Below are 20113 nucleotides of genomic sequence, written 5' to 3'. Positions count from 1 at the left end.
ATGACCATATAAACAAGTGATCAGAAATGAAGAAGACTTTTTTTTGTATTGATTCGCATACCTGTGGATGTCCCGTGCGATTGGTGGCAGGAGGAGCCCCATTATTACAGGGGAATTCCATGATGGAACGCAGGTTGCATTTTATACGTGAGTACGATTGGATCCGTATGGGATTGATGTTTGAACCAAGAGGGCATGACATGATGAGCGGCAGTATGCTTTATCCGCCCTTTGATCCGCAAAATGATATTGGTGTCCTTTACATTGAAACCAGCGGCTGCCTGCCGATGTGTGGACATGGAACGATCGGTACGGTGACGATTGCCATTGAGGAGGGGCTCGTTCAACCTAAAGTTCCCGGAAAATTGAGGTTGGAAACTCCGGCTGGACTTGTACATATCGATTATGTTCAAGAGGGACCTAAGGTGAAAAGCGTAAAGCTTACCAACGTCAAGTCATTTTTATATGCTGAAGCCTTAACGGTCGATTGCCCGGATCTAGGCAACATCAGCGTTGACGTTGCCTACGGTGGAAACTTTTACGGCATTATTGACCCGCAGACTAATTTTCAAGATATCAGTTCCTATTCAGCCAGCCAGCTCATTCATTATGGAAAAATAATCCGGCAGCTGCTGAACGAAAAATATTCTTTTGTTCATCCCGAAGATGCTAATATACATGGATTGACTCACATCCAATGGACAGGGGATCCTAAACTCCACAACTCGTCGGGACGCAATGCGGTACTGGTTGGCGACAATGCATTGGATCGTTCACCATGCGGTACAGGAACTTCGGCCCGTATGGCGCAATGGTATGCTAAAGGGAAACTCAAGAAAGGGATGGAGTTTGTACATGAAAGTTACATCGGTTCACAATTTACCGGCAAAATTGAAGCTGAAACAACCGTCGATGGCAAACCGGCCATTGTCCCATCCATCGAAGGCTGGGCACGGATAACAGGTTATAATACCATTTTTTTGGATGATGAGGATCCTTATTTTGGCGGTTTTCAAGTGATTTAATAGTTCAGGTGATTTAAAAAAATAATAAGACAAGAGCAACGTGAAAGAAAATAATAGAGGTACGGTTGTCGTCGTTGGTGCAGGAATTGCAGGACTTGCTTCCGCCTATTACCTTGTAAGAGACGGATGGAATGTGAAAATCCTGGAAAAAAATACCTTAGACAATAACTGTTCTTATGGCAATGCCGGCATGATTGTCCCCAGTCATTTTACGCCCTTGGCTGCCCCTGGTATTGTAGCGCAGGGGATAAAGTGGATGTTCAATAGTAAAAGCCCTTTTTATGTACGGCCTTCGCTAAATCCACGAATGATCAATTGGGGATTGAAGTTTTTAAAACATGCTAATCGCTCACATGTAGAACAGCATGCGACTGCAATACGTGATTTGAATCTCTACAGCAGCAGATTATATGATGAATTGGCGCAGGAGGAAGGGTTTGATTTTGAACTGAAGCAGAACGGGATCCTGATGATGTATAAATCCAAGGAAATGAAGCATGAAGAAATTGAATTGGCTCATCGTGCTCAGGATCTTGGACTTGATGTCGATATTCTGGAGGGAAATGCCGTTCAAGAACTGGAGCCTAATCTGAAGCTGGATGTTTTAGGTGCTATACTTTATCGCTGTGATGGAAAATTATACCCACCAAAGTTAATGCGGCAATTGATTCAATATTTGAAAGCCGCAGGGGTCGCTTTTTTCGAAGAAACAGAGGTCAGTAAATTTATAACAGCCGGAAATAAGGTGAAAGAGGCGATCAGCAACAAAGGAAGTTTTCAGGCGGATGCTTTTGTCTTGACTGGTGGCGCTTATTTACCGCAGCTGACATCAAAGTTGCACATAAATACACCGCTTATGCCAGGAAAAGGGTATTCTTTTATGTATCAGCCCGAGAAAGAGAATACATTGAATCATGCGGCATTATTACTGGAGGCTCGTGTTGCTGTAACCCCCATGAATGGCCAGATCCGATTCAGCGGTACGATGGAATTGGGACCAGCAAATGACAAAATTTATGAAAACCGTGTCCGCGGAATTGTAGAATCCATTCCTAAATATTATCCGGAATTGAAGGTCGATTACCCAAGCGAAAAAATATGGTATGGTTACAGACCCTGCTCGCCTGACGGATTGCCCTATCTGGGAAGATTGAAAAAATTTGATAATGTCCTAGTTGCCGGTGGGGGTGGTATGATGGGCTTGAGCTTGGGCCCTGCCTATGGGAAAGTTGTTGCAGATTTATTGGCAGGACAGAAAATAGAGTCTGAAATCACTGGTTTTAGACCTGATCGTTTCGACTGATAAAATTATGATATAAACCAACACCCGAATTATGAATCGTTCTTTTTCTTTTAAAGCCCCCAAAACATTGTTTTATGGACTGCTCTTTCTATTCCCGATCTCCATGCATGCACAAAAGATGAAATTATACGACCATACAACTCCTATAGAGCCTTATATTGTACAATATGGGCATGATGTTGAGGCGATCAACTATTTTTATGGCCCTATGCCCAAAGGCTGGGGCAATCAGCGGGCTGCCGCTTCGCCCGAACAGTTAGCACGTCTTCAGCGTTTGGATAACGAATATTTGAACAAGCTGGACAAGTTCCCTTATGAAGAACTCGAAACATCGGGGCAGGTAGATTTTATCTTACTGAAGCGCAAACTAAAAAGTGATCTCCTTTCATTGAAAGAAGATGAGTCCAATTACAATCGGTTATCTGTGTATTTACCTTTCGCACAGCGAATTTTTGCACTTGAAAAGGAACGCCGTAGGGGGAAGCGTCTGGCAGGAGAAGATGTCGCGAAAGAGCTGACGCTGGTTGCTGGTGAAATCGATCGGTCAATAGCTGCTCTACAGGAAAAGACCAATATTCCTTATTCAGATGTCAACTTTCTGGTTGCCTTATTAAATTCACTGGACTTAAGGATCACCAGCACCTTCGATTTTTATAATGGATACGACCCTGAATTTAGCTGGTGGGTACCGGCTATATTTCAGCAGGTGAAAGGCAAGCTCTCGGATTATAAGGAGAAATTGGCTGCAAAAAGTGATTGGAAAGTGTTTGATGACGGTAGTCAGATTGCTGGTTGGCCTATTGGGGAAAAAGAGATAAACAGAAGACTCAAAGCAGAAATGATCAGTTATACCGCTGCCGATCTTTTAAAATTGGCCGATCAGGAGTTTAAATGGTGTGAGGCCGAGTTATTGAAAGCGAGCCGTGAAATGGGGTTCGGCGATGATTGGCGGGCTGCACAGGAAAAGGTTAAAAACTCCTACGTACCCATTGGACAACAGCCGGAGCTCATCATGAGATTGTATAACGATGCGCAGCAATTTATTGAACAAAATAAACTCATGAATATTCCTGAGCTGGCAGACGAGACTTGGGGTATGATCATGATGACACCTGAACGGCAGCGGGTCAATCCCTTTTTTACAGGCGGACGGGAAATTAGCATATCCTATCCGACAAACACGATGGATCAGCAGGCGAAATTGATGAGTATGCGTGGCAATAATCCTTATTTCTCCCGAGGCACAGTCCAGCATGAATTGATTCCCGGTCATCATCTGCAATATTTTATGAATAGGCGTTACAAGCCTTACCGCGAAGAGGCATTTAACACGCCATTTTGGACGGAAGGATGGACACTGTACTGGGAACTGCTGCTGTATAGCAAGGGATTTGCAAAAACTCCAGAGGAGCGAATCGGGATGTTATTTTGGCGCATGCACCGCTGTGCAAGAATAACCTTTAGTATCAAATTTCATTTAGGTGAGTGGACGCCGCAGCAATGCATCGATTATCTGGTAAACCGCGTGGGATTTGAGTCGGCTAATGCGCATGGTGAAGTAAAGAGATCGTTTGAAGGTTCCTATGATCCTTTATATCAGTTGGCCTATCTCGTAGGCGGCTTGCAATTGATGCGTGTCAAAGAGGAGGTCGTAGATCAAGGGAAAATGTCATTTGTGGAATTCCATGACCGTGTGATCAAAGAAAATTATCTGCCGATGGAAATGTTGAGAGCGATTATCAAAGGCGAGAAGTTAAAGCCCGATTACGAGACAAACTGGAAGTTTTATCATTTTAATAACTAGGTGTTTATGAGTAAGTCGCAACAAAATTTTCAAAAGTCTCTCGGGTTATTGGATGCCACTATGCTGGTGGTTGGAAGTATGATCGGTTCTGGGATTTTTATTGTATCTGCGGATATTGCGCGCAACACGGGGTCTGCAGGCTGGATGATGGTCGTATGGCTGATCTGTGGTTTTATGACATTGACTGCAGCGTTGAGCTATGGTGAATTGAGTGCGATGTTTCCAAAAGCAGGAGGGCAATACATCTACCTTCGGGAGGCTTATGGGCCAGTATTGAGTTTTGTATTTGGCTGGACATTTTTTGCCGTTATACAAACTGCGACAATAGCTGCTGTGGGGGTAGCTTTTGCGAAATTTACAGCCTATCTCTTCCCCTTTATGGATGAAGATGTTTACCTGCTAGAATGGTCAGATTATCGGGTATCGGCAGCGCAGCTGCTGGCAATTGCCGTCATTATTGTATTAACCTATATTAATTCAAGAGGCGTAAATAGTGGAAAGCGCGTACAGACATCCATCACATTGATCAAGATCGGAAGTCTGTTGCTCTTGTTGCTCTTTGGCTTCCTGGCTTTGAAACATGAAGTTTGGACTTGGAACTGGGACAATATATCACTTTGGTCAATGCGCCGTTTAAATACGGATGGAACGTACACATCTTATGATGGATTTTCAGCAATGGGCGCTTTTTCTGCGGCTATGGTCGGTGCGCTCTTCAGCAGCGATTCCTGGCACTCATCTTCTGCTGTAGCCGGCGAAATTAAAAATCCACAACGTAATATCGGGTTGAGTCTTGCATTAGGGACTTTACTGGTTACCGTAATCTATCTTCTGACTAATTTGATGTATACCGGCATATTGCCTTTGGAAGCTATGGTCAATGCGCCAAAAGATCGTGTAGCCATGAGTGTCGCTCAAGAGGTTTTTGGCCCCTTTGGGATTACTATTATAGCGATTATGATCATGATCAGCACTTTTGGCTGTAATAATGGGATTATCCTGGCAGGAGCGAGGGTGTATTATTCTATGGCCAAAGATGGTTTGTTTTTTAAAAGGGCAGGTAAGCTCAATGCGCATGCGGTACCTGCCTGGGCACTCTGGATACAATGTGTCGCTGCGTCAATATGGTGTTTAAGCGGAAAATATGGTGATTTATTGGACATGATTACCTGTGTGGTCGTTATATTTTATGTACTCGCGATTGCGGGCATTATTCGTCTCCGTATCACACGTCCAGATTTGAACAGACCCTATAAAGCATTTGGCTATCCTTTTCTTCCCATTCTTTATATTCTGATGGGACTTGCCTTTATTGGGTTGATGGTCATTTTCAAACCCAATTATACCTGGCCGGGCATTATCATTGCACTATTGGGAATCCCGATCTATTATTTAATCAATCCTAAGCGAAGAAAGTATGAAGTTTCTTAGTACAGCGGTTTTGTTGTTGTCTGCACAGTTTCTGTTTGGTCAAGGAACTGTGGCAGATTATACGCGTGCACAAAACTTAAAAAAACAATTGACCAACAAAATTGAAAATCTGCCCGGCCAGTTTTATTGGAATGATAAGGGGGATCTCTTTTGGTATGATCGAAATACGTTGCAGGGAAAAGAGTATATTTTGGTCAATCCCCAGGCAAAAACAAAAGAACAGCTGTTTGATCTGACGAACGTATTTTCGTTAGTGGATGAAAAGCTGGGGCGGAAAATCGAAAATAGTGTTATTTCCAATGATCAGATAAAATTGCTGGATGAGGATCAAGTATCGCTCGATATCGCGGGCTACCTGTGGATCTGGAACCGTCGTTCCTCGCAATTGAGCCAGGGCGCTGCAAGTGGAAATAAAGAACGAAATATGCGATATTGGGGGCAGCGTGAGCAGGGAAATGCCTATAGGGAAGTCGAATCTCCAGATAAAAAATATGTGGCATTTATCCGCAATAATAATGTATTCCTGGCAAAAAAGGGAAATACAAACGAGGCCCGACAAATTACCTTTGATGGCAACACGGCAAATTATTATAGCAATGATATTCAATGGGCACCAGATAGTCGTAAGCTGGCTACAGTAAAAACTCAAAAAATAGAGATCCGGCAACTGACGCTTATTGAATCTTCTCCTAAAGATCAGCTGCAGCCTAAAATTCAGACACGCGATTACGTGAAGCCCGGAGATGAGCTTGCGCAAAAACTACCCATTTTATATGATCTTGAAAAAGACCGACTATCGGTGTTTGATGCTGCACTCATACCAAATCAATTTTACCTTTCGGATCTTTCCTGGCGCGATGACAGCAGAGCATTTACCTTCGAGTATAACAAACGGGGGCATCAAGTCTATGGCGTCATGCAGATGGATGCAAATAGCGGTACCTCGAGTTTTCTGATTCAAGAGCAGAATAAGACCTTTATTGATTATAGCGGCAAGAAATACCGTGAGGATCTGGCCGATGGAAAGGAGATTGTATGGGCCTCTGAGCGTGATGGATGGAACCACCTGTATCTCTATGATGGAATTACTGGTAAAGTAAAGAACCAGATAACGAAAGGAAACTGGGTTGTTCGGAAAGTTGTGCATGTTGATGCTGAAAAACGAACGGTTATTTTCGAAGGCAGCGGAATGAATGCCGCAGAAGATCCCTATTTGGTCCACTATTACGCTATCGGTTTAGACGGAAAGGGCTTAAAACTGCTGACCGAAGAAAATGCAAATCATCAAGCTTTTTTCAATAAAGACTATTCGCAGTTTGTGGATACGTATTCCCGGGTCGATCAGCCGCCAATTTCAGTATTGCGCGACAAAAATGGCCGTCTTATCATGGAGCTGGAGAAAACAAACAGTAGTCTGCTCGAAGCTGCAGGATGGCGTGCACCGGAGGTTTTTAAAGCTAAGGGACGTGATGGCGCAACGGATATCTGGGGGATTATTATTCGGCCGACGAATTTTGATCCTGCTAAAAGCTATCCTGTCATCGAATACATTTATGCGGGACCGCATAGTTCTTTCGTGCCAAAATCATTTTACAGCAACCCGAGCGGGATGTACGAACTCGCTGAATTGGGCTTTATTGTGGTGCAGATCGACGGGATGGGGACCTCAAATCGTTCGAAGGCTTTCCATGATGTCTGTTGGAAAAATCTGAAAGATGCGGGCTTTCCGGATCGAATTGCCTGGATGCAGGCTGCGTCAAAACAATATAAATACATGGATATCGGCAGGGTAGGGATCTATGGCACATCTGCTGGGGGACAAAGTTCAACTGGCGCGCTGTTATTCCATCCCGAGTTTTACAAAGTTGGCGTTTCCTCCTGTGGTTGTCACGATAACCGAATGGATAAAATATGGTGGAACGAGCAATGGATGGGCTGGCCTGTAGGTCCTGAATATGCGGCTAGCTCTAATATTGAAAATGCCGCTAAGCTGGAAGGAAATCTTTTGCTGATTGTTGGAGAACTTGATGATAATGTGGATCCTTCATCGACTTTCCAATTGGTTGATGCCTTGATCAAAGCGCGTAAGAATCATGATTTTATTATGGTTCCTGGAATGGGGCATTCTTCCGGGGGAGATTATGGTGAACGAAAAAGAAGGGACTATTTTGTAAAACATCTTCTTGGCGTAGATCCACCTGCCTGGAATCAGTATTGATCTTTCATCAGGACAATAATCCGCTAATGTAGGTCTATTTCCTGTTTTTTCTGAACGAGTCTGATCTTATTGGTCAGAAAGAACCTTCAATTTGCTTTGATTGCTATAGATGTCTGCGAAGTCATGAAGGTTTTATTCGAATTTGGAAGAGGTATGAAGCGATAAGAGTGGCTCAGAAATATAGCGCCCCGGAAAGTAAATTGCTTTCGGGGCGCTGTGTTTATTTCATGTTGGTAACGTTGAAGTTGTTTTTATTCGACCAATACGCCGACATAATAGTTAAACGTATCAATATCGATATTCTCTTTCGTTAAACCGGCTACTTTAATCGGTCTGAAATGTTGGTCCAACTGGATAAGTTCTCTTTTTTGACCTTTTACGCCAATATGTATGGGCATATGGAAGCCTTTGACTTCGCTGATCCAGCGGCCTAATATTCTACCTGAAGGATCTTGTTTGATTTCCAGTGTAGGAATGGCAGTATGCTTTACATACTGTTCAAATACTTTTAACAGGTCTAGACCGGACTGCTGGCTTACGTAGTTGACAACATCAGTATAATCGACTTGTTGGTGATAAAACTTGCTGTTTAATCCCCGCAGAATATTCCGCCACTTTTCATCATTGTCGATCATCGTACGGATCATGTTAAGCATAACACCGCCTTTGGGATACATATCCCCAGATCCCTCTTTATTTACATGGTAAGGGCCCTGGATGGGGCTATCATTTTGGATCCCGCTCCGGATACCATGGGCGTAAGCCTGGCTGGCTTCCTTACCATAGAAATAGTCGATAAATAAGCCTTCGGAATAATTAGTGAAGCTTTCGTGAATCCACATATCGGCCAGATCAGCTGAAGTAATATTGTTGCCAAACCATTCGTGACCAGATTCGTGGACCACAATAAAATCCCATTTATGTCCCCAGCCGGTTCCCGACGCATCCCCGCCGCGATAGCCATTCTGGTAATGGTTACCATAGGCGATGGCACTCTGGTGTTCCATGCCGGTATGGTAGGTTTCAACAAGTTTATAGCCATCTTCATAGAATGGGTATGGACCAAACCAATGTTCAAAGGCTTCTAAGGTCTGGTTGGCGTTTTTCTGAAGATGGGCTTTTTTTTCTGCCGTATCGTTTTCGCGCAAAATATAGTAGTCTATATCCAATGGCCCTTTTTCACCTTTGTATTTTTCCTTAAAATGAACGTAGTCGCCGATGTTGATGGCGACATTATAGTTGTTGATCGGATTGGCAACTTTCCAGTGGTATTTGGTGTAACCATCCTTCATCTTTTCTACCTTGACCAAACGTCCATTGGAAACATTCATCACCTCTTTCGGGACAGCGATGGAAATCAGCATACTATCCACTTCATCGGATTGATGGTCTTTGTTTGGCCACCAGACACTCGCACCCATACCCTGGCAGGCCGTGGCCACCCATGGCTTTCCATTGCTATCTTTTTTCCAGTCAAAGCCGCCGTCCCAGGGAGCTTTGACCGCTTCTGTAGGATGGCCTTCGTAATATACCGTAAACTCTTCCTGTGTTCCTTTTTTGATAGTCGCAGGAAATTCGACAAAGACAGCATTGTGTTCTCTGGTAAAGGAAAGTTCTTTCCCCTTATATACGACTTTGTCTACGTTGAGATTTGCAAAAAGATCAAATTGCAGGCGATTAAAATCAGTTGTGGCCTTGAAACGGAAAAGGTTTGAACCCGAAATAAACTTATTGTCTATATCTACCTTAACATCCAAATGGTAGTATTGGATATCGTAGCAGGTTCGCAGCGGTGACAGGTATCCGCGCAGTGAATCCGCTCTTGTGAATTCATTTTTTTCTTTCATCAGCTGGGCCGCTGATTGCTGTATGCCTGCGGTCAGTAGACCGCAGGTTCCCAATGCATATAATAGTATTCTTTTCATCTGTAAATGATAACTATTCGGTCTATCTTCCACCCGGAGGGCAATGTAATTTTAGATAGTTTGTAAATAATGTTTTTAAATGTTCATGTGTACCTTGTCCCTCGCTGATCGAATGGCTGCGGTTGGGGTAAGACATCAACTGGAACTGCACGTTATTTTTGATCAGTTCATTGATCAGGACTTCTGCATTTTGATAATGCACATTGTCGTCTCCGGTTCCATGGATATAGAGTAAATTACCTTTGATGTTTTTTGCATATTTCAGCGGAGAGCCGTTTTCAAAGTCTGCAAGATTTTCTTGGGGGAGGCCCATGTAGCGTTCTTGGTATACGTTGTCGTAAAGGAGCTGATTTGCTACAGCTGCAATGGCGATACCCGTTTTATAGATTTGAGGATATTGTCCCAGCAGGTTCAGCGTGCTTGATCCGCCACCGCTCCAGCCCCAGACGGCCACACGTGAATTGTCGACAAAAGGCCATTTCAGGATTTCTTGTGTTGCCAAAGCCTGGTCGCGAATATTGAGCTGTCCGATATTGCGGTAGATGCTTTTTCGCCACAAACTGCCTTTAGGAGCAGGAGTTCCGCGATTATCCAAAGAAATATAAATGTAGCCATCCTGCGCCATATTTCCTTTATATAAACTGTTATAGCCTGCACCAAAATTGTCTAATACAGTTTGTGATGCTGGTTCGCCGTAGACCATAAAGACGACAGGATACCTTTTATTGGGATCGAAATCAAGTGGTTTTACCATCCAGCCGTCTAACTCAATACCGTCCGTTGTTTTAACTTTAAAAAACTCGGCAATACCATCGCTGACTTTCTTTTCACGTTTAAAATCAAAGTCTACGAGTATTTTGTGTGTCGGTAACTCAATAACGGCATTGTGTTTTAATGTTGCCCGGTTGCTAAAGCTGAAGATGGCAATTTTACCGTCTTTTGAAATATCATAATCGCAGGTGCCTTCGTATGAGGCCGGGGTCAGTCTTTTTGGAACTCCGCCTTTCGTCGATACACTATACAGATACTTCTGCGTTGCATTGCTTGGAGAGGCGGTAAAATAAATCGTTTCATTTTTCGGATCGAAAAAGTCAAGATTGATCATATCATAGTCCGCTTTCATAACCAGCTTCTCGTTGCCCGATAAATCAATCTGATAGATTTTGCGCCAGCCGTCCTTTTCCGAGACCCAGATAAAGGCCTTGCCACCTTGAACCCAGTCCCATCCCGAAGGATCGTTGTTGTTCCATCGTGCTTTGATATCAATCCACGAGTCGCTTTGCTCCTGATGTATGTTTTGCGCTTTATTATCGGAGAGAGAGACGGTATAGATTTTGCTCTCATTTTGTTTTCTGTTGAGCTGCTCTAGGATAACCTGCTTGCTATCAAGACACCATTCCATGCGGGGAATATAGTGCTGGTTGGGATCTCCCGGGATATTCAGCATGGTATTTTTTCCAGTGGCGATTTCATAGGTCCATATCGAACAGGCACTCGGCGATTGTCCAACTTTAGGATACTCCACGGGAATGGTATAGGAGTAGAGGCTATCCGTATTGTTGATCATCAGAAAATTACGGATGTTGCGGGCATCAAGCTTCCAATAAGCAATGGAAGCACCGTCGGGCGACCAGCGGAAACCATCTTTACAGCCAAATTCTTCCTCGTAAACCCAATCGAAAGTACCATTGATTAAACGGTCTGTTCCATCTTTGGTAACGGAAACGATGCTGCCACTGGCGAGATCTTCCACGTAAACATTATGGTCGGCTTTATTGACGTAGGCGACCTTATCTGCTTGCGGGTTAAACTTCGCAAACATCAGTTGTGATGCCGGGAATTTTTGGCCTAGTTGCTGCAGCTGATTGGTCTTTTTGTTGTAAACCCAATAATCGCCTCTTGTATTCTCGCGCCATACTCTTTTGCTATTGGTATAGATCAAAATAAGCTCCTTGTTTTTGGAAATGGAAAAATTTTCGACTTTCAAGGCTGCTGTTGCTCCTTTCGGAATAAGCGATTGCTGTGAAAGGAAGATGGAGCGCACCCCATTTTTGGGGTTGACCATTTCTATTCCCTTGTCGGAAAATTCATAATATTGATCACCATGATCTGTCCAGAGTCGCTGCGCAAAAAGGGAAGCTGGAACCTGAAAAATCAGTATTAGAATAATAAAGATCGACTGTTTAATGCTGTTCATTTGTTTATCTGTTTGAGTTGACCCCAAAAGAATTTAAGTTTACTTTTTGGGTTTATCATTATGTGAGTTGTTCGTTAATTAATCAATTGGATTGTCTTTGAGTTGATAGATCTCCTGAATCTCGCGTTCAAGGTATTTTCCTAAACGACGGTATCCATCTGTTTCAATAAGATAATTATCTTCAATACGAACCCCGCCGAAATCGAGATGTTTTTTTAAGAAATCATAATTGATAAAGTCCCTGTGTAAATTTTGCTGTTCCCAAAGCTGCGTTAATTCAGGAATAATATAGATGCCGGGTTCAACGGTTAGCACGTTGCCAGCCTCCAATTTCTTACCTAGCCGCAGCGATTTGATTCCAAAAGTCTTGGTATCTTTTGGCTCAGCTTCAGTATAGCCAACATATTGTTCACCAAGATCCTCCATATCATGCACATCAAGACCGAGCATATGGCCTAGTCCACATTGAAAGAAAAGCGCATGCGCGTGATTCATGACCGCATCTTGTGCGTTGCCTTTCATGAAGCCGGTTTGTATAAGTCCGTCTACAAGCGCTTCACAGGCTTTTAAATGTATTTCTTTAAAACGTATTCCGGATGTCAGCAGCTGCTCTGCAGATTTAAACGCATGTAAGACAATCTGGTAAATTTCCTCTTGTAAAGCCGTAAAACGTTTTCCTACGGGAAAGGTTCTGGTCAGGTCCGAAGCATAGCCCATGGCCGTTTCTACGCCCGAATCATTGAGCAGGAGATCACCTTCATAAAGCTGGTGAAATTGCATATGATTGTGCAGAATTTCACCCCGTTTTGTGACTATCGGAGGATAGGAGAAGGACGTTCCCTGATCTTGCGCAAAATGTTGCATGGCATTGCTGATCTGATATTCGTAACGATCAGGTTTTGTCATTCGCATAGCAATGCGGTGCATATCAACAGCAATATCTACGGCTTTCTCTAATTCGATAATTTCTTCTGCCGTTTTGATACTTCTCTGGGCAACGACAGCTTTAATCAAAGCCACAGAGGGCTGGAGCTGATTTGCAGGACGGCCGGTTAGCTGCTCAAGTAATAACTTATTATGCGACTGATAAGGAGGAAGGTAGTGAACATCTTCCTGTTTTCCTTTGTTAAGATAGTCGAAGAGTTGATTGAAAGGTAGGATTTTGCTGATACCCGAAAGGTCAGCCTTTTCAGCTAAAGTCTGCTGTTGGCCCATCCACACAATATCGTCAATGGTCATTTCATCACCAAATAGTATGGTCTCGTTTTTTTCAGTGTCCAATACAGCCGCCAAACGTGGGCTTTTGATACCGATATAATATAAAAAGCTACTGTCTTGACGGAAGGGATAGGTATTGTGCTCAAAATTGATCGGATTTTCAATGCTGCCTAGCAAAAGAATTTTGCCAGTTGTGATCTTTGATAATAGATTATTTCGGCGATTAAGATATATTTCTTTTTTGAACATAAGTTTTGGGAATTATTTGAAGTTGGATTGTCTACTTAGGTGCCTATTGTCTGATACGAATATCGTAAAATTTATGTGCTTCAAAATGATTTATTTAAAAGGTCTCTCTTTAATGTGTAGTGTTTGTTCTTGTTACAAATGATATGCTTTTCGTTTTTACACTAATAAGGATCAAAAACGAAATTTAATAAAGTTCAATCTTTCTATTGAATAATAATTATCACAATTTATCAAAGTCTAATTGTATTTTAACCCATTTTTTCACTATAAATGGATTTTTTTTGTGAATTCTCAGTTTTGTGTGGAGTATTATTAAAGGATTATTAAATATTGTCGAATTCTAAACATATTTTAGTATAGTATTTTTATGTTTTATTTGAAAGTAGTGTTGTTGCTTTGGAGTTGTTATATTTATGTTAACTAAGCAGTAACATAAACTAAACAAACCTATGAAAACGCTCCAATTTAATGTGCCGACCATGCGAGGACAAAGTCTGACAATACAAGAAGATGTTTTAGAAACTTTTTATCCTCATTTTCATCGACATCAAGAAGCTCAATTAATGTGGATAAAAAAAGGTAAGGGAGTTTTGATTGTGGAAGATACCTTACATCCTTTTAAAGAAAATGATATTTTCTTTTTGGGGGCGAATCAACCACATGTGTTTAAGTCAGCCTCTCAGGACGGGTTTTCAAATGAATCTCGCTCTGTTTCCATTTTTTTCGACCCAAATGGAAAGCTTAAATCCCTATTTTCTTTGGAGGAATTTGAATCGCTGAATCAGTTTATTTATAATAACGCGAGGGGGTTTAAGGTCCCCGATTCATATTTTTCCCAAATAGCAGAACGGGTTTGTTTATTAAAATCTGCGGACCAAATGGACAAATTGATGCATTTTTTCTATCTATTGCGATCTTTGGCAAATATATCCCGCGAAACAGAGGCACTCTGTAATGAGAGAGTAGAGGTGATTTTTGATGGAATTCATGCTTCAAATCGAATTAATATTATCTGTAACTATATCCGGGAACATTATCGGGATGAACTTACCTTGGAAGATGTTGCTGACCATGCCAATCTTACGCCACAGGCATTTTGTCGATATTTTAAAAAGCATTGCGGTGTTACCTTTGTCACCTACCTCAATAGAATAAGAGTCAAGGAGGTTTGTAACCAGTTAAATGAGGATCACTTGGATAGCGTTTCTTTTATTGCCTACAACTGTGGGTTTAATAGCATCACTAATTTTAATCGGGTTTTTAAACAAATCGTAGGCTGCAACCCGAAAGAGTACGTGCAGCAGTATAAACAAACACTTTACTCTGTTATTTAGTATAGGAAATTCCAATGAGGGTTTAGGCCTGGCAATAAAGTGGAACAGGGCCACTACCGATTTGGATGCTGTTAAAGTGAAAGATCAGGTTTGCAGCGAGGCAACTTCGGTTGTCTCGCTGTTTTTTATAGCCCTTAAATCGCATCAGTAAATCGATATTTTGTTTAACACATTTTGAATTCAAATGTGCGTGTAAGACAGTTAGAATGTCTTCTCTTGTTACAGACCAATAGTGGATCCCGTTCTATACACTGCAGACCTTTTGCGGGTAGCAAACTACCGGTTAACTCCACGACCAAGCTTAGGAATACCAAAGAGATCTGTAACATGCAAGAACGGGTAGGACTGAATTAATACAATTTTTTCGACACAATTATGGATCAAGTAGGTACTAACTTATCTCTTTTGACAGTGCTCGTTCAGTGCTCGTTCAGTGTTTGTTCAGTGCTTGCTCAGTGATGACTCAGTGTATACTGAACAATCAATGACCAATCACTGTCTAAAAATTGATTGAAAATTGTAAATAGTTAAACGTTGGTATACGTATGTATCTGCTTTAGTGTTTATCTTAATTATTTATAAACACAGGACCGCGGCAATGGTTAAAAAGGCGTATCTCTTATTCTACAGAATATGTTCTCCAGCTTGCTGCTCTCAAGGCGCGAGCAAACTCAACTGAATAAATGTGGGATTGATTGTCAACCTGGGCTGCTTCCAAAATTGGGATAACGTAATATGGGCATTAACAAGGGCGGTGATCCAAAAAAGTAGATATGCAAATAATAATGGGCGAAAAAATAGGCATAAAAAAAGGTTTTCAAACGGGGAGAATGAAAACCTTAAATAACCAATTATAAACCTAAATTATGATAGTACAAAGATAGTGTGTTTATTACACTTTGTCAAGAATTATTTCAAAAAAAATTAAATCTTTTTGAAAACGATACTCGAATTGTGCCCACCGAAACCAAAAGCATTGCTCATCGCAGTCTGAACGGGTTTCTCTATTGGCTTATTGATTACAATTTGAATCCCCTCGGGAATATCGGGATCGATATTTTCGATATTAATTGTTGCCGGAATTACATTATTGTTGATAGATTTTATGGCAATGATTGCTTCGATAGCGCCGGCTGCCCCAAGTAAATGTCCTGTCATTGATTTGGTGGAACTGACCCATAGATTATTTAGGTTTCCAAAAGCTCGTTGTACGGCTTTAAGTTCGGCGATATCTCCAACTGGGGTTGAAGTCGCGTGGAGATTTAAATAGTCGAGCTCATCGGTATTAATTTTAGCCTCCTCCAAAGCCAGAGACATGGCTTTTGCTGCGGCTATCCCTTCGGGATGAGGCGAGGTCATATGGTAAGCATCTGCGGTCATTGAAGCTCCGACAAGCTCTGCGTAAATTTTTGCACCTCTTTGCTTGGCATGTTCATATTCTTCCAAGATGAGTGCTCCAGCTCCCTCACCCATAACAAAACCATCACGATCACGGTCAAAGGGTCTACTTGCAGTCTGGGGGCTATCATGCCGGCTCGACATGGCTTTCATGGCAGAAAAACCGCCAACTGAAGCCGGGGTAATGGGGGCTTCGGAACCGCCGCTTATAAAGACTTTGGCTTTGCCGAGCCGAATGTAATTAAAAGCGTCCATAAAGGCCGTATTGGATGTGGCGCAAGCCGATACGGTAGTGTAATTGATTCCTTTTAAGCCATACTTCATTGAAATCATGCCTGAAGCCATATTGACGATAAGTCTAGGAACAAAGAAAGGGCTGAATCGTGGTTTATAATCTCCTGTTACGTAGCCTTCTACCTCTTTTTCGAACGTTTCCATACCGCCCTGGCCAACACCCCAGATGACACCGATATCAAATGGATCCATGGTATCGAGATCTAGTCCCGAATCTTCCATTGCCTGCGCTGCACTGTATAAAGCATATTGCGTAAAGAGATCACTCCGTTTAATCTCATTTCTATCTAAGTATTTTTCAGGTTGAAAGTGTTTAATTTCACTTGCAATCTGTGTTCGAAACAACGAAGCATCAAAACGGCTAATAAGTGTTGTGTGGTTTTCGCCTCGCAAAATGTTATCCCAAAATATGTCTATGTTTTCTCCCAGCGGGTTAATTGTTCCCATGCCAGTTATTACAACTCTTTTCATCTCTTTTTATTTTAATATAAACTTTTAAATATACCAATTGGTATTTGTTTTTGTAAAAAAAATTAAGCCTTAATCTCCCGATCCACCATTTCCTTCATTTTATCCAATACAATGGCAAGATCTTTTCCTCGGCCGGAAATCTTGGAAAGCAAGATTCCGCCTTCGACCATCGCCATAAAGGTGATGGCATAATTTTCAGCAGAAATATGTTGTTTAAATTCACCGCTGGCAACTCCTTCTTCAAGAATTAGAATTAACCGCTGTCTCCAAAGGTCAAAGGAACGTCTGACTTTGGGGGTTAAAAAAGATAGCGAATCATCGGCCTCCACGGCCGCGTTCATCATGGGACAGCCTCCTGAAGCTGCGATATTTTTGAAATTGTCCTTGTAGAAATCTAGAAAAGACAAAAGCTTCTTTAGCGATGTTTTTTGCTGTATAATCTGCTGATTAACAGCTTCTGATATTTTTCTGCTCTGATAGGTATAGACATGGGTAGCTAGGTCATCCTTATCCTTGAAATTACCGTAGATACTTCCTTTTGTTAAACCTGTCGCTGTCGTGATGTCCGAGAGCGAAGTTGCAAAGTAGCCTTTTTTATTAAAGATGGGCGCAGTCTTTTCAATGATATATTGTCGTGTCTGTTCTGCTTTTGACATGTAATTCCTGTTCTTTTAATGCAAATATAAAAAATACTTTTTGGTATATTAATAATTTGTACAGGAATGCTTTAGAAATTGGTTTTATTTCGCCTTTGAAATGCGATATGTACAGCGGGGGGCATTTTCGATGATGTATTCTGTTCTACAGATACGATATGCCGGACCGATGAGTTGCTGAAAATTATTCAGTTCTGAACGGCAGAATCCCTGACATTCGGTTGCTGCTGCGCATATGGGGCAATGATTTTCAATGAGAAGATAATCGTCAGCCTCTTTTTTCCATTCTGCCATATAACCTTCCTCCGTTCTTTTTGCGGCTATAATTTCAAGTTTTTTTTCGATGGATTCAATATCCGATAGCGCGTCAGTATATTTTTGATATACTTTAGACTCCCGATCACTGATAAGTAGATCCAAAGCATTCTCGCCAAGCACTTGTTTAATCGACTGCAAAAGTTGTACTGTAATGTCGGCGTGACTATCTGGAAATCGTGCCATGCCCTGCGGTGACAGACTGTAATAAGTCGAAGGGCGGCCTATCCCTTCGCTCCTGGCATTGGAGACAATTAGGTTTTGATTCGCGAGGTTCAATAAATGTTTACGGGCCCCTTCTTTTGTTATAGCCAACTCTGTTGCAATCAAAGCTGCAGTGGCTTCTCGGCGCATTTTTAATAACATTAATATTCGATCAGCTGGATTCTTCTGCATTTGACAATAAAAAAGTTGTTTTATATAACATCAGCAAAGATAGTGTTTTTATTTTTTCTCTTAAAATGTGTTTCAAACATAGGTTTATCCTTTTTGATTTATTTTTATGACTTTAATAAAACAACTATTTAGTTGTTTTATTAAGTTTGATTCTCTAGTTTTGACTTATCATAAAAACAATAAAACTATGCACAAATTTCAATTACCCCAGTTAGGATATGCCTATGCGGCGCTTGAACCATATTTTGATCGCGAGACTATGACGATTCATCATCAAAAGCATCATCAAGCTTATGTTGACAATCTAAATAAGGCATTGGAAGGAACAGCAGGCGAAGCTGATGATCTATTGGATATATTAACAAGCGTAAGTAAATATAGCCCAGCAGTCCGCAATAACGGCGGTGGTCACTTTAACCATACGCTATTTTGGGAAATTTTATCGCCCAATCCAAAAACGGTACCCACAGGGAAGTTAGCCGATGAGATAAACGCTGCCTTTGGTTCTTTGGAAGAGCTTAAAGCCAAGATCAAAAATGCGGGTCTTGGGCAGTTTGGTTCGGGCTGGTCTTGGCTCTATGTAAAACATTCTGGCGCCTTAGCTATCGTAGCTACTCCCAATCAGGATAATCCGTTGATGGATACACAATCGATCGGCAGAGGTTTCCCTATTTTGGGGGTAGATGTTTGGGAGCATGCGTATTATTTGAAATATCAAAATAAAAGAGCCGATTATTTGGATGCATTTTGGTCGCTTTTGGATTGGTCTGTTGTTGAACAAAAATACGATACTGTGATTGCAGGCTTGGTTTGATATGTTTATAAATAAAGTTGAAAACACGGGTATATTGGCTTTAGATCTAATTGATTTTAAAACCGATCTTGCTATCCTAAGTTTTGACATCAAAACATTGTTGTATCAGGAAGCAATCGTTAAAGAAAAAGAATTCAGAGAAGCTTTGGCGACGGTGGATTGGTCTGCTTTTCGAAATAAGGCGGTTGCCATAAGCTGTTCTGTGGACGCAATTATCCCGCCTTGGGTCTATATGGCCCTGGCGGAAAAACTTCATCCTGTTGCAGCGTATTACGATTTTAAGGCGATGGAGGATTTGGAAATAGACCTATGGATGCAGGCTTTACAAGCGATAGATTTGTCGAATTTTCAGCAGCAAAAAGTTGTCATAAGGGCCCGCCCTAATATTCCGGCGTCACTTTATATGTTAGCGACAGAACGATTGATTCCTATTGTCCAGACGTTGATGTATGGTGAGGTTGGTATGCCAAAAGTTATTTTTAAAAAAGGGAAAGTATAATGAAAGCATTAATATTCAATGGCGCCTTGGAAAGAAGGCAAGAATCTACATCGGGAAAATTGTCACACTATTTTTCCGACCAACTGAACCAAAGGGGGGTTGAAAATACTATTTTTAATTTGGCTGATAGCGGAATACCCTTATTTGATTTGAGTCTCAATCGGGTACCCAATGCTGTTAAGATTATGAATACCTTGTTTCTTGAGGCAGATATACATTTTTGGTTGTCTCCGCTTTATCATGGAAGTATTCCCGGTGTCATGAAAAACTGTTTGGATTGGATTGAAGTCAGCGCTAAAAATAAACCGGCTTACCTGACGGATAAACATATCGGACTGGTTTGTTGGGCCGATGGTGTGCATGCACTACAGGGCATTAATGCAATGGATGCTATCGCGAAGTCGCTCCGCGCCTGGACATTGCCCTTTAGTGTGCCCATCATGAAATCTGCGCTTTTTGAGTCCGACGATCCAAATGTGCTGTCTTCGGCTTACCAGTGTAAGCTGGACTTGCTGATCGATATTGCTACGAAAAAGAATAGCGAATCTCGTTGATAAAAAAGCCTC

The 20113-nt window shown here is 41.8% G+C and carries 15 protein-coding genes; 9 read left to right on the top strand and 6 right to left on the bottom strand.

Going from position 1 to position 20113, the window contains the following annotated elements:
• Window positions 1-26: 26 nt before the first annotated feature.
• Genes B4N43_RS02045 through B4N43_RS02025 form a run of 5 tightly spaced genes read left to right on the top strand, consistent with a single transcriptional unit; the run spans window position 27 to window position 7781 of the window.
• Complete coding sequence (locus B4N43_RS02045; protein WP_286732483.1) at window positions 27-1025, top strand: 4-hydroxyproline epimerase; 999 nt, start codon at window positions 27-29, stop codon at window positions 1023-1025.
• A gap of 40 nt (window positions 1026-1065) precedes the next feature.
• Window positions 1066-2328 carry an NAD(P)/FAD-dependent oxidoreductase gene (locus tag B4N43_RS02040; RefSeq protein WP_286732482.1) on the top strand — a complete coding sequence of 421 codons (1263 nt, stop codon included), beginning with the start codon at window positions 1066-1068 and terminating at the stop codon, window positions 2326-2328.
• 31 nt (window positions 2329-2359) lie between these two features.
• Window positions 2360-4132: a DUF885 family protein gene (locus B4N43_RS02035; protein ID WP_286732481.1), complete on the top strand. Its 1773-nt coding sequence runs from the start codon at window positions 2360-2362 to the stop codon at window positions 4130-4132.
• 6 nt (window positions 4133-4138) lie between these two features.
• Window positions 4139-5563, top strand: a complete 1425-nt coding sequence (locus tag B4N43_RS02030; protein ID WP_286732480.1) for an APC family permease — start codon at window positions 4139-4141, stop codon at window positions 5561-5563.
• On the top strand, window positions 5550-7781 hold the full coding sequence (locus B4N43_RS02025; RefSeq protein WP_286732479.1) for a S9 family peptidase: 2232 nt from the start codon (window positions 5550-5552) through the stop codon (window positions 7779-7781). Before B4N43_RS02030 ends, B4N43_RS02025 begins: the two co-directional genes overlap by 14 nt.
• Window positions 7782-8032: 251 nt before the next feature.
• Here the strand turns inward: B4N43_RS02025 and B4N43_RS02020 are convergent, their stop codons facing one another.
• The 3 genes from B4N43_RS02020 to B4N43_RS02010 form a co-directional block, all read right to left on the bottom strand.
• On the bottom strand, window positions 8033-9706 hold the full coding sequence (locus B4N43_RS02020) for a M1 family metallopeptidase (protein ID WP_286732478.1): 1674 nt from the start codon (window positions 9704-9706) through the stop codon (window positions 8033-8035).
• A gap of 22 nt (window positions 9707-9728) precedes the next feature.
• Window positions 9729-11903 (bottom strand): S9 family peptidase, encoded by a 2175-nt coding sequence (locus B4N43_RS02015; protein ID WP_286732477.1) that lies wholly within the window; start codon window positions 11901-11903, stop codon window positions 9729-9731.
• Window positions 11904-11981: 78 nt separating this feature from the next.
• Window positions 11982-13370: an aminopeptidase P family protein gene (locus tag B4N43_RS02010; protein WP_120334797.1), complete on the bottom strand. Its 1389-nt coding sequence runs from the start codon at window positions 13368-13370 to the stop codon at window positions 11982-11984.
• 449 nt (window positions 13371-13819) lie between these two features.
• On the opposite strand from B4N43_RS02010, the gene B4N43_RS02005 reads away from it, so the two are divergent.
• Window positions 13820-14704: an AraC family transcriptional regulator gene (locus tag B4N43_RS02005; protein WP_120334796.1), complete on the top strand. Its 885-nt coding sequence runs from the start codon at window positions 13820-13822 to the stop codon at window positions 14702-14704.
• A 924-nt stretch (window positions 14705-15628) separates the two neighbouring features.
• On the opposite strand, the gene fabF is transcribed toward B4N43_RS02005, so the two are convergent.
• The 3 genes from fabF to B4N43_RS01990 all read right to left on the bottom strand — a co-directional run bounded on the left by fabF (window position 15629) and on the right by B4N43_RS01990 (window position 18192).
• Window positions 15629-16867 carry a beta-ketoacyl-ACP synthase II gene (gene fabF, locus B4N43_RS02000; protein WP_286732475.1) on the bottom strand — a complete coding sequence of 413 codons (1239 nt, stop codon included), beginning with the start codon at window positions 16865-16867 and terminating at the stop codon, window positions 15629-15631.
• Window positions 16868-16929: 62 nt separating this feature from the next.
• Window positions 16930-17523 carry a TetR/AcrR family transcriptional regulator gene (locus B4N43_RS01995; RefSeq protein WP_075991866.1) on the bottom strand — a complete coding sequence of 198 codons (594 nt, stop codon included), beginning with the start codon at window positions 17521-17523 and terminating at the stop codon, window positions 16930-16932.
• Between the two features lie 84 nt (window positions 17524-17607).
• Window positions 17608-18192, bottom strand: a complete 585-nt coding sequence (locus B4N43_RS01990) for a helix-turn-helix transcriptional regulator (RefSeq protein ID WP_286732474.1) — start codon at window positions 18190-18192, stop codon at window positions 17608-17610.
• A gap of 229 nt (window positions 18193-18421) precedes the next feature.
• Here B4N43_RS01990 and B4N43_RS01985 point away from each other — a divergent pair, with 229 nt between their 5' ends.
• The 3 genes from B4N43_RS01985 to B4N43_RS01975 are packed head-to-tail and all read left to right on the top strand — an operon-like array spanning window position 18422 to window position 20101.
• Entirely contained in the window at window positions 18422-19048 is a 627-nt protein-coding gene (locus tag B4N43_RS01985) for a superoxide dismutase (protein WP_145329497.1), read from the top strand.
• A gap of 1 nt (window position 19049) precedes the next feature.
• A complete protein-coding gene (locus B4N43_RS01980; RefSeq protein WP_286732472.1) occupies window positions 19050-19547 on the top strand; it encodes a DUF2480 family protein in 498 nt (165 codons plus the stop codon).
• On the top strand, window positions 19547-20101 hold the full coding sequence (locus B4N43_RS01975) for an NADPH-dependent FMN reductase (protein ID WP_286732471.1): 555 nt from the start codon (window positions 19547-19549) through the stop codon (window positions 20099-20101). Before B4N43_RS01980 ends, B4N43_RS01975 begins: the two co-directional genes overlap by 1 nt.
• The last annotated feature ends 12 nt before the right edge of the window (window positions 20102-20113 follow it).

Source organism: Sphingobacterium sp. UBA1897, assembly GCF_002337775.1.
GTDB lineage: Bacteria > Bacteroidota > Bacteroidia > Sphingobacteriales > Sphingobacteriaceae > Sphingobacterium > Sphingobacterium siyangense.
The sequence above is the reverse complement of the archived record's forward strand: the minus strand, read 5'-3'. Positions and strand labels throughout refer to the sequence as shown.

What these genes read in the sequence shown, in the direction of transcription:
- B4N43_RS02045 (WP_286732483.1), top strand. Translation starts at nt 27, where the DNA reads ATGAAGAAGACTTTTTTTTGTATTGATTCGCATACCTGTGGATGTCCC.
- B4N43_RS02035 (WP_286732481.1), top strand. Translation starts at nt 2,360, where the DNA reads ATGAATCGTTCTTTTTCTTTTAAAGCCCCCAAAACATTGTTTTATGGA.
- B4N43_RS02030 (WP_286732480.1), top strand. Translation starts at nt 4,139, where the DNA reads ATGAGTAAGTCGCAACAAAATTTTCAAAAGTCTCTCGGGTTATTGGAT.
- B4N43_RS02025 (WP_286732479.1), top strand. Translation starts at nt 5,550, where the DNA reads ATGAAGTTTCTTAGTACAGCGGTTTTGTTGTTGTCTGCACAGTTTCTG.
- B4N43_RS02020 (WP_286732478.1), bottom strand. Translation starts at nt 9,706, where the DNA reads ATGAAAAGAATACTATTATATGCATTGGGAACCTGCGGTCTACTGACC.
- B4N43_RS02015 (WP_286732477.1), bottom strand. Translation starts at nt 11,903, where the DNA reads ATGAACAGCATTAAACAGTCGATCTTTATTATTCTAATACTGATTTTT.
- B4N43_RS02010 (WP_120334797.1), bottom strand. Translation starts at nt 13,370, where the DNA reads ATGTTCAAAAAAGAAATATATCTTAATCGCCGAAATAATCTATTATCA.
- B4N43_RS02005 (WP_120334796.1), top strand. Translation starts at nt 13,820, where the DNA reads ATGAAAACGCTCCAATTTAATGTGCCGACCATGCGAGGACAAAGTCTG.
- fabF (WP_286732475.1), bottom strand. Translation starts at nt 16,867, where the DNA reads ATGAAAAGAGTTGTAATAACTGGCATGGGAACAATTAACCCGCTGGGA.
- B4N43_RS01995 (WP_075991866.1), bottom strand. Translation starts at nt 17,523, where the DNA reads ATGTCAAAAGCAGAACAGACACGACAATATATCATTGAAAAGACTGCG.
- B4N43_RS01990 (WP_286732474.1), bottom strand. Translation starts at nt 18,192, where the DNA reads ATGCGCCGAGAAGCCACTGCAGCTTTGATTGCAACAGAGTTGGCTATA.
- B4N43_RS01985 (WP_145329497.1), top strand. Translation starts at nt 18,422, where the DNA reads ATGCACAAATTTCAATTACCCCAGTTAGGATATGCCTATGCGGCGCTT.
- B4N43_RS01980 (WP_286732472.1), top strand. Translation starts at nt 19,050, where the DNA reads ATGTTTATAAATAAAGTTGAAAACACGGGTATATTGGCTTTAGATCTA.
- B4N43_RS01975 (WP_286732471.1), top strand. Translation starts at nt 19,547, where the DNA reads ATGAAAGCATTAATATTCAATGGCGCCTTGGAAAGAAGGCAAGAATCT.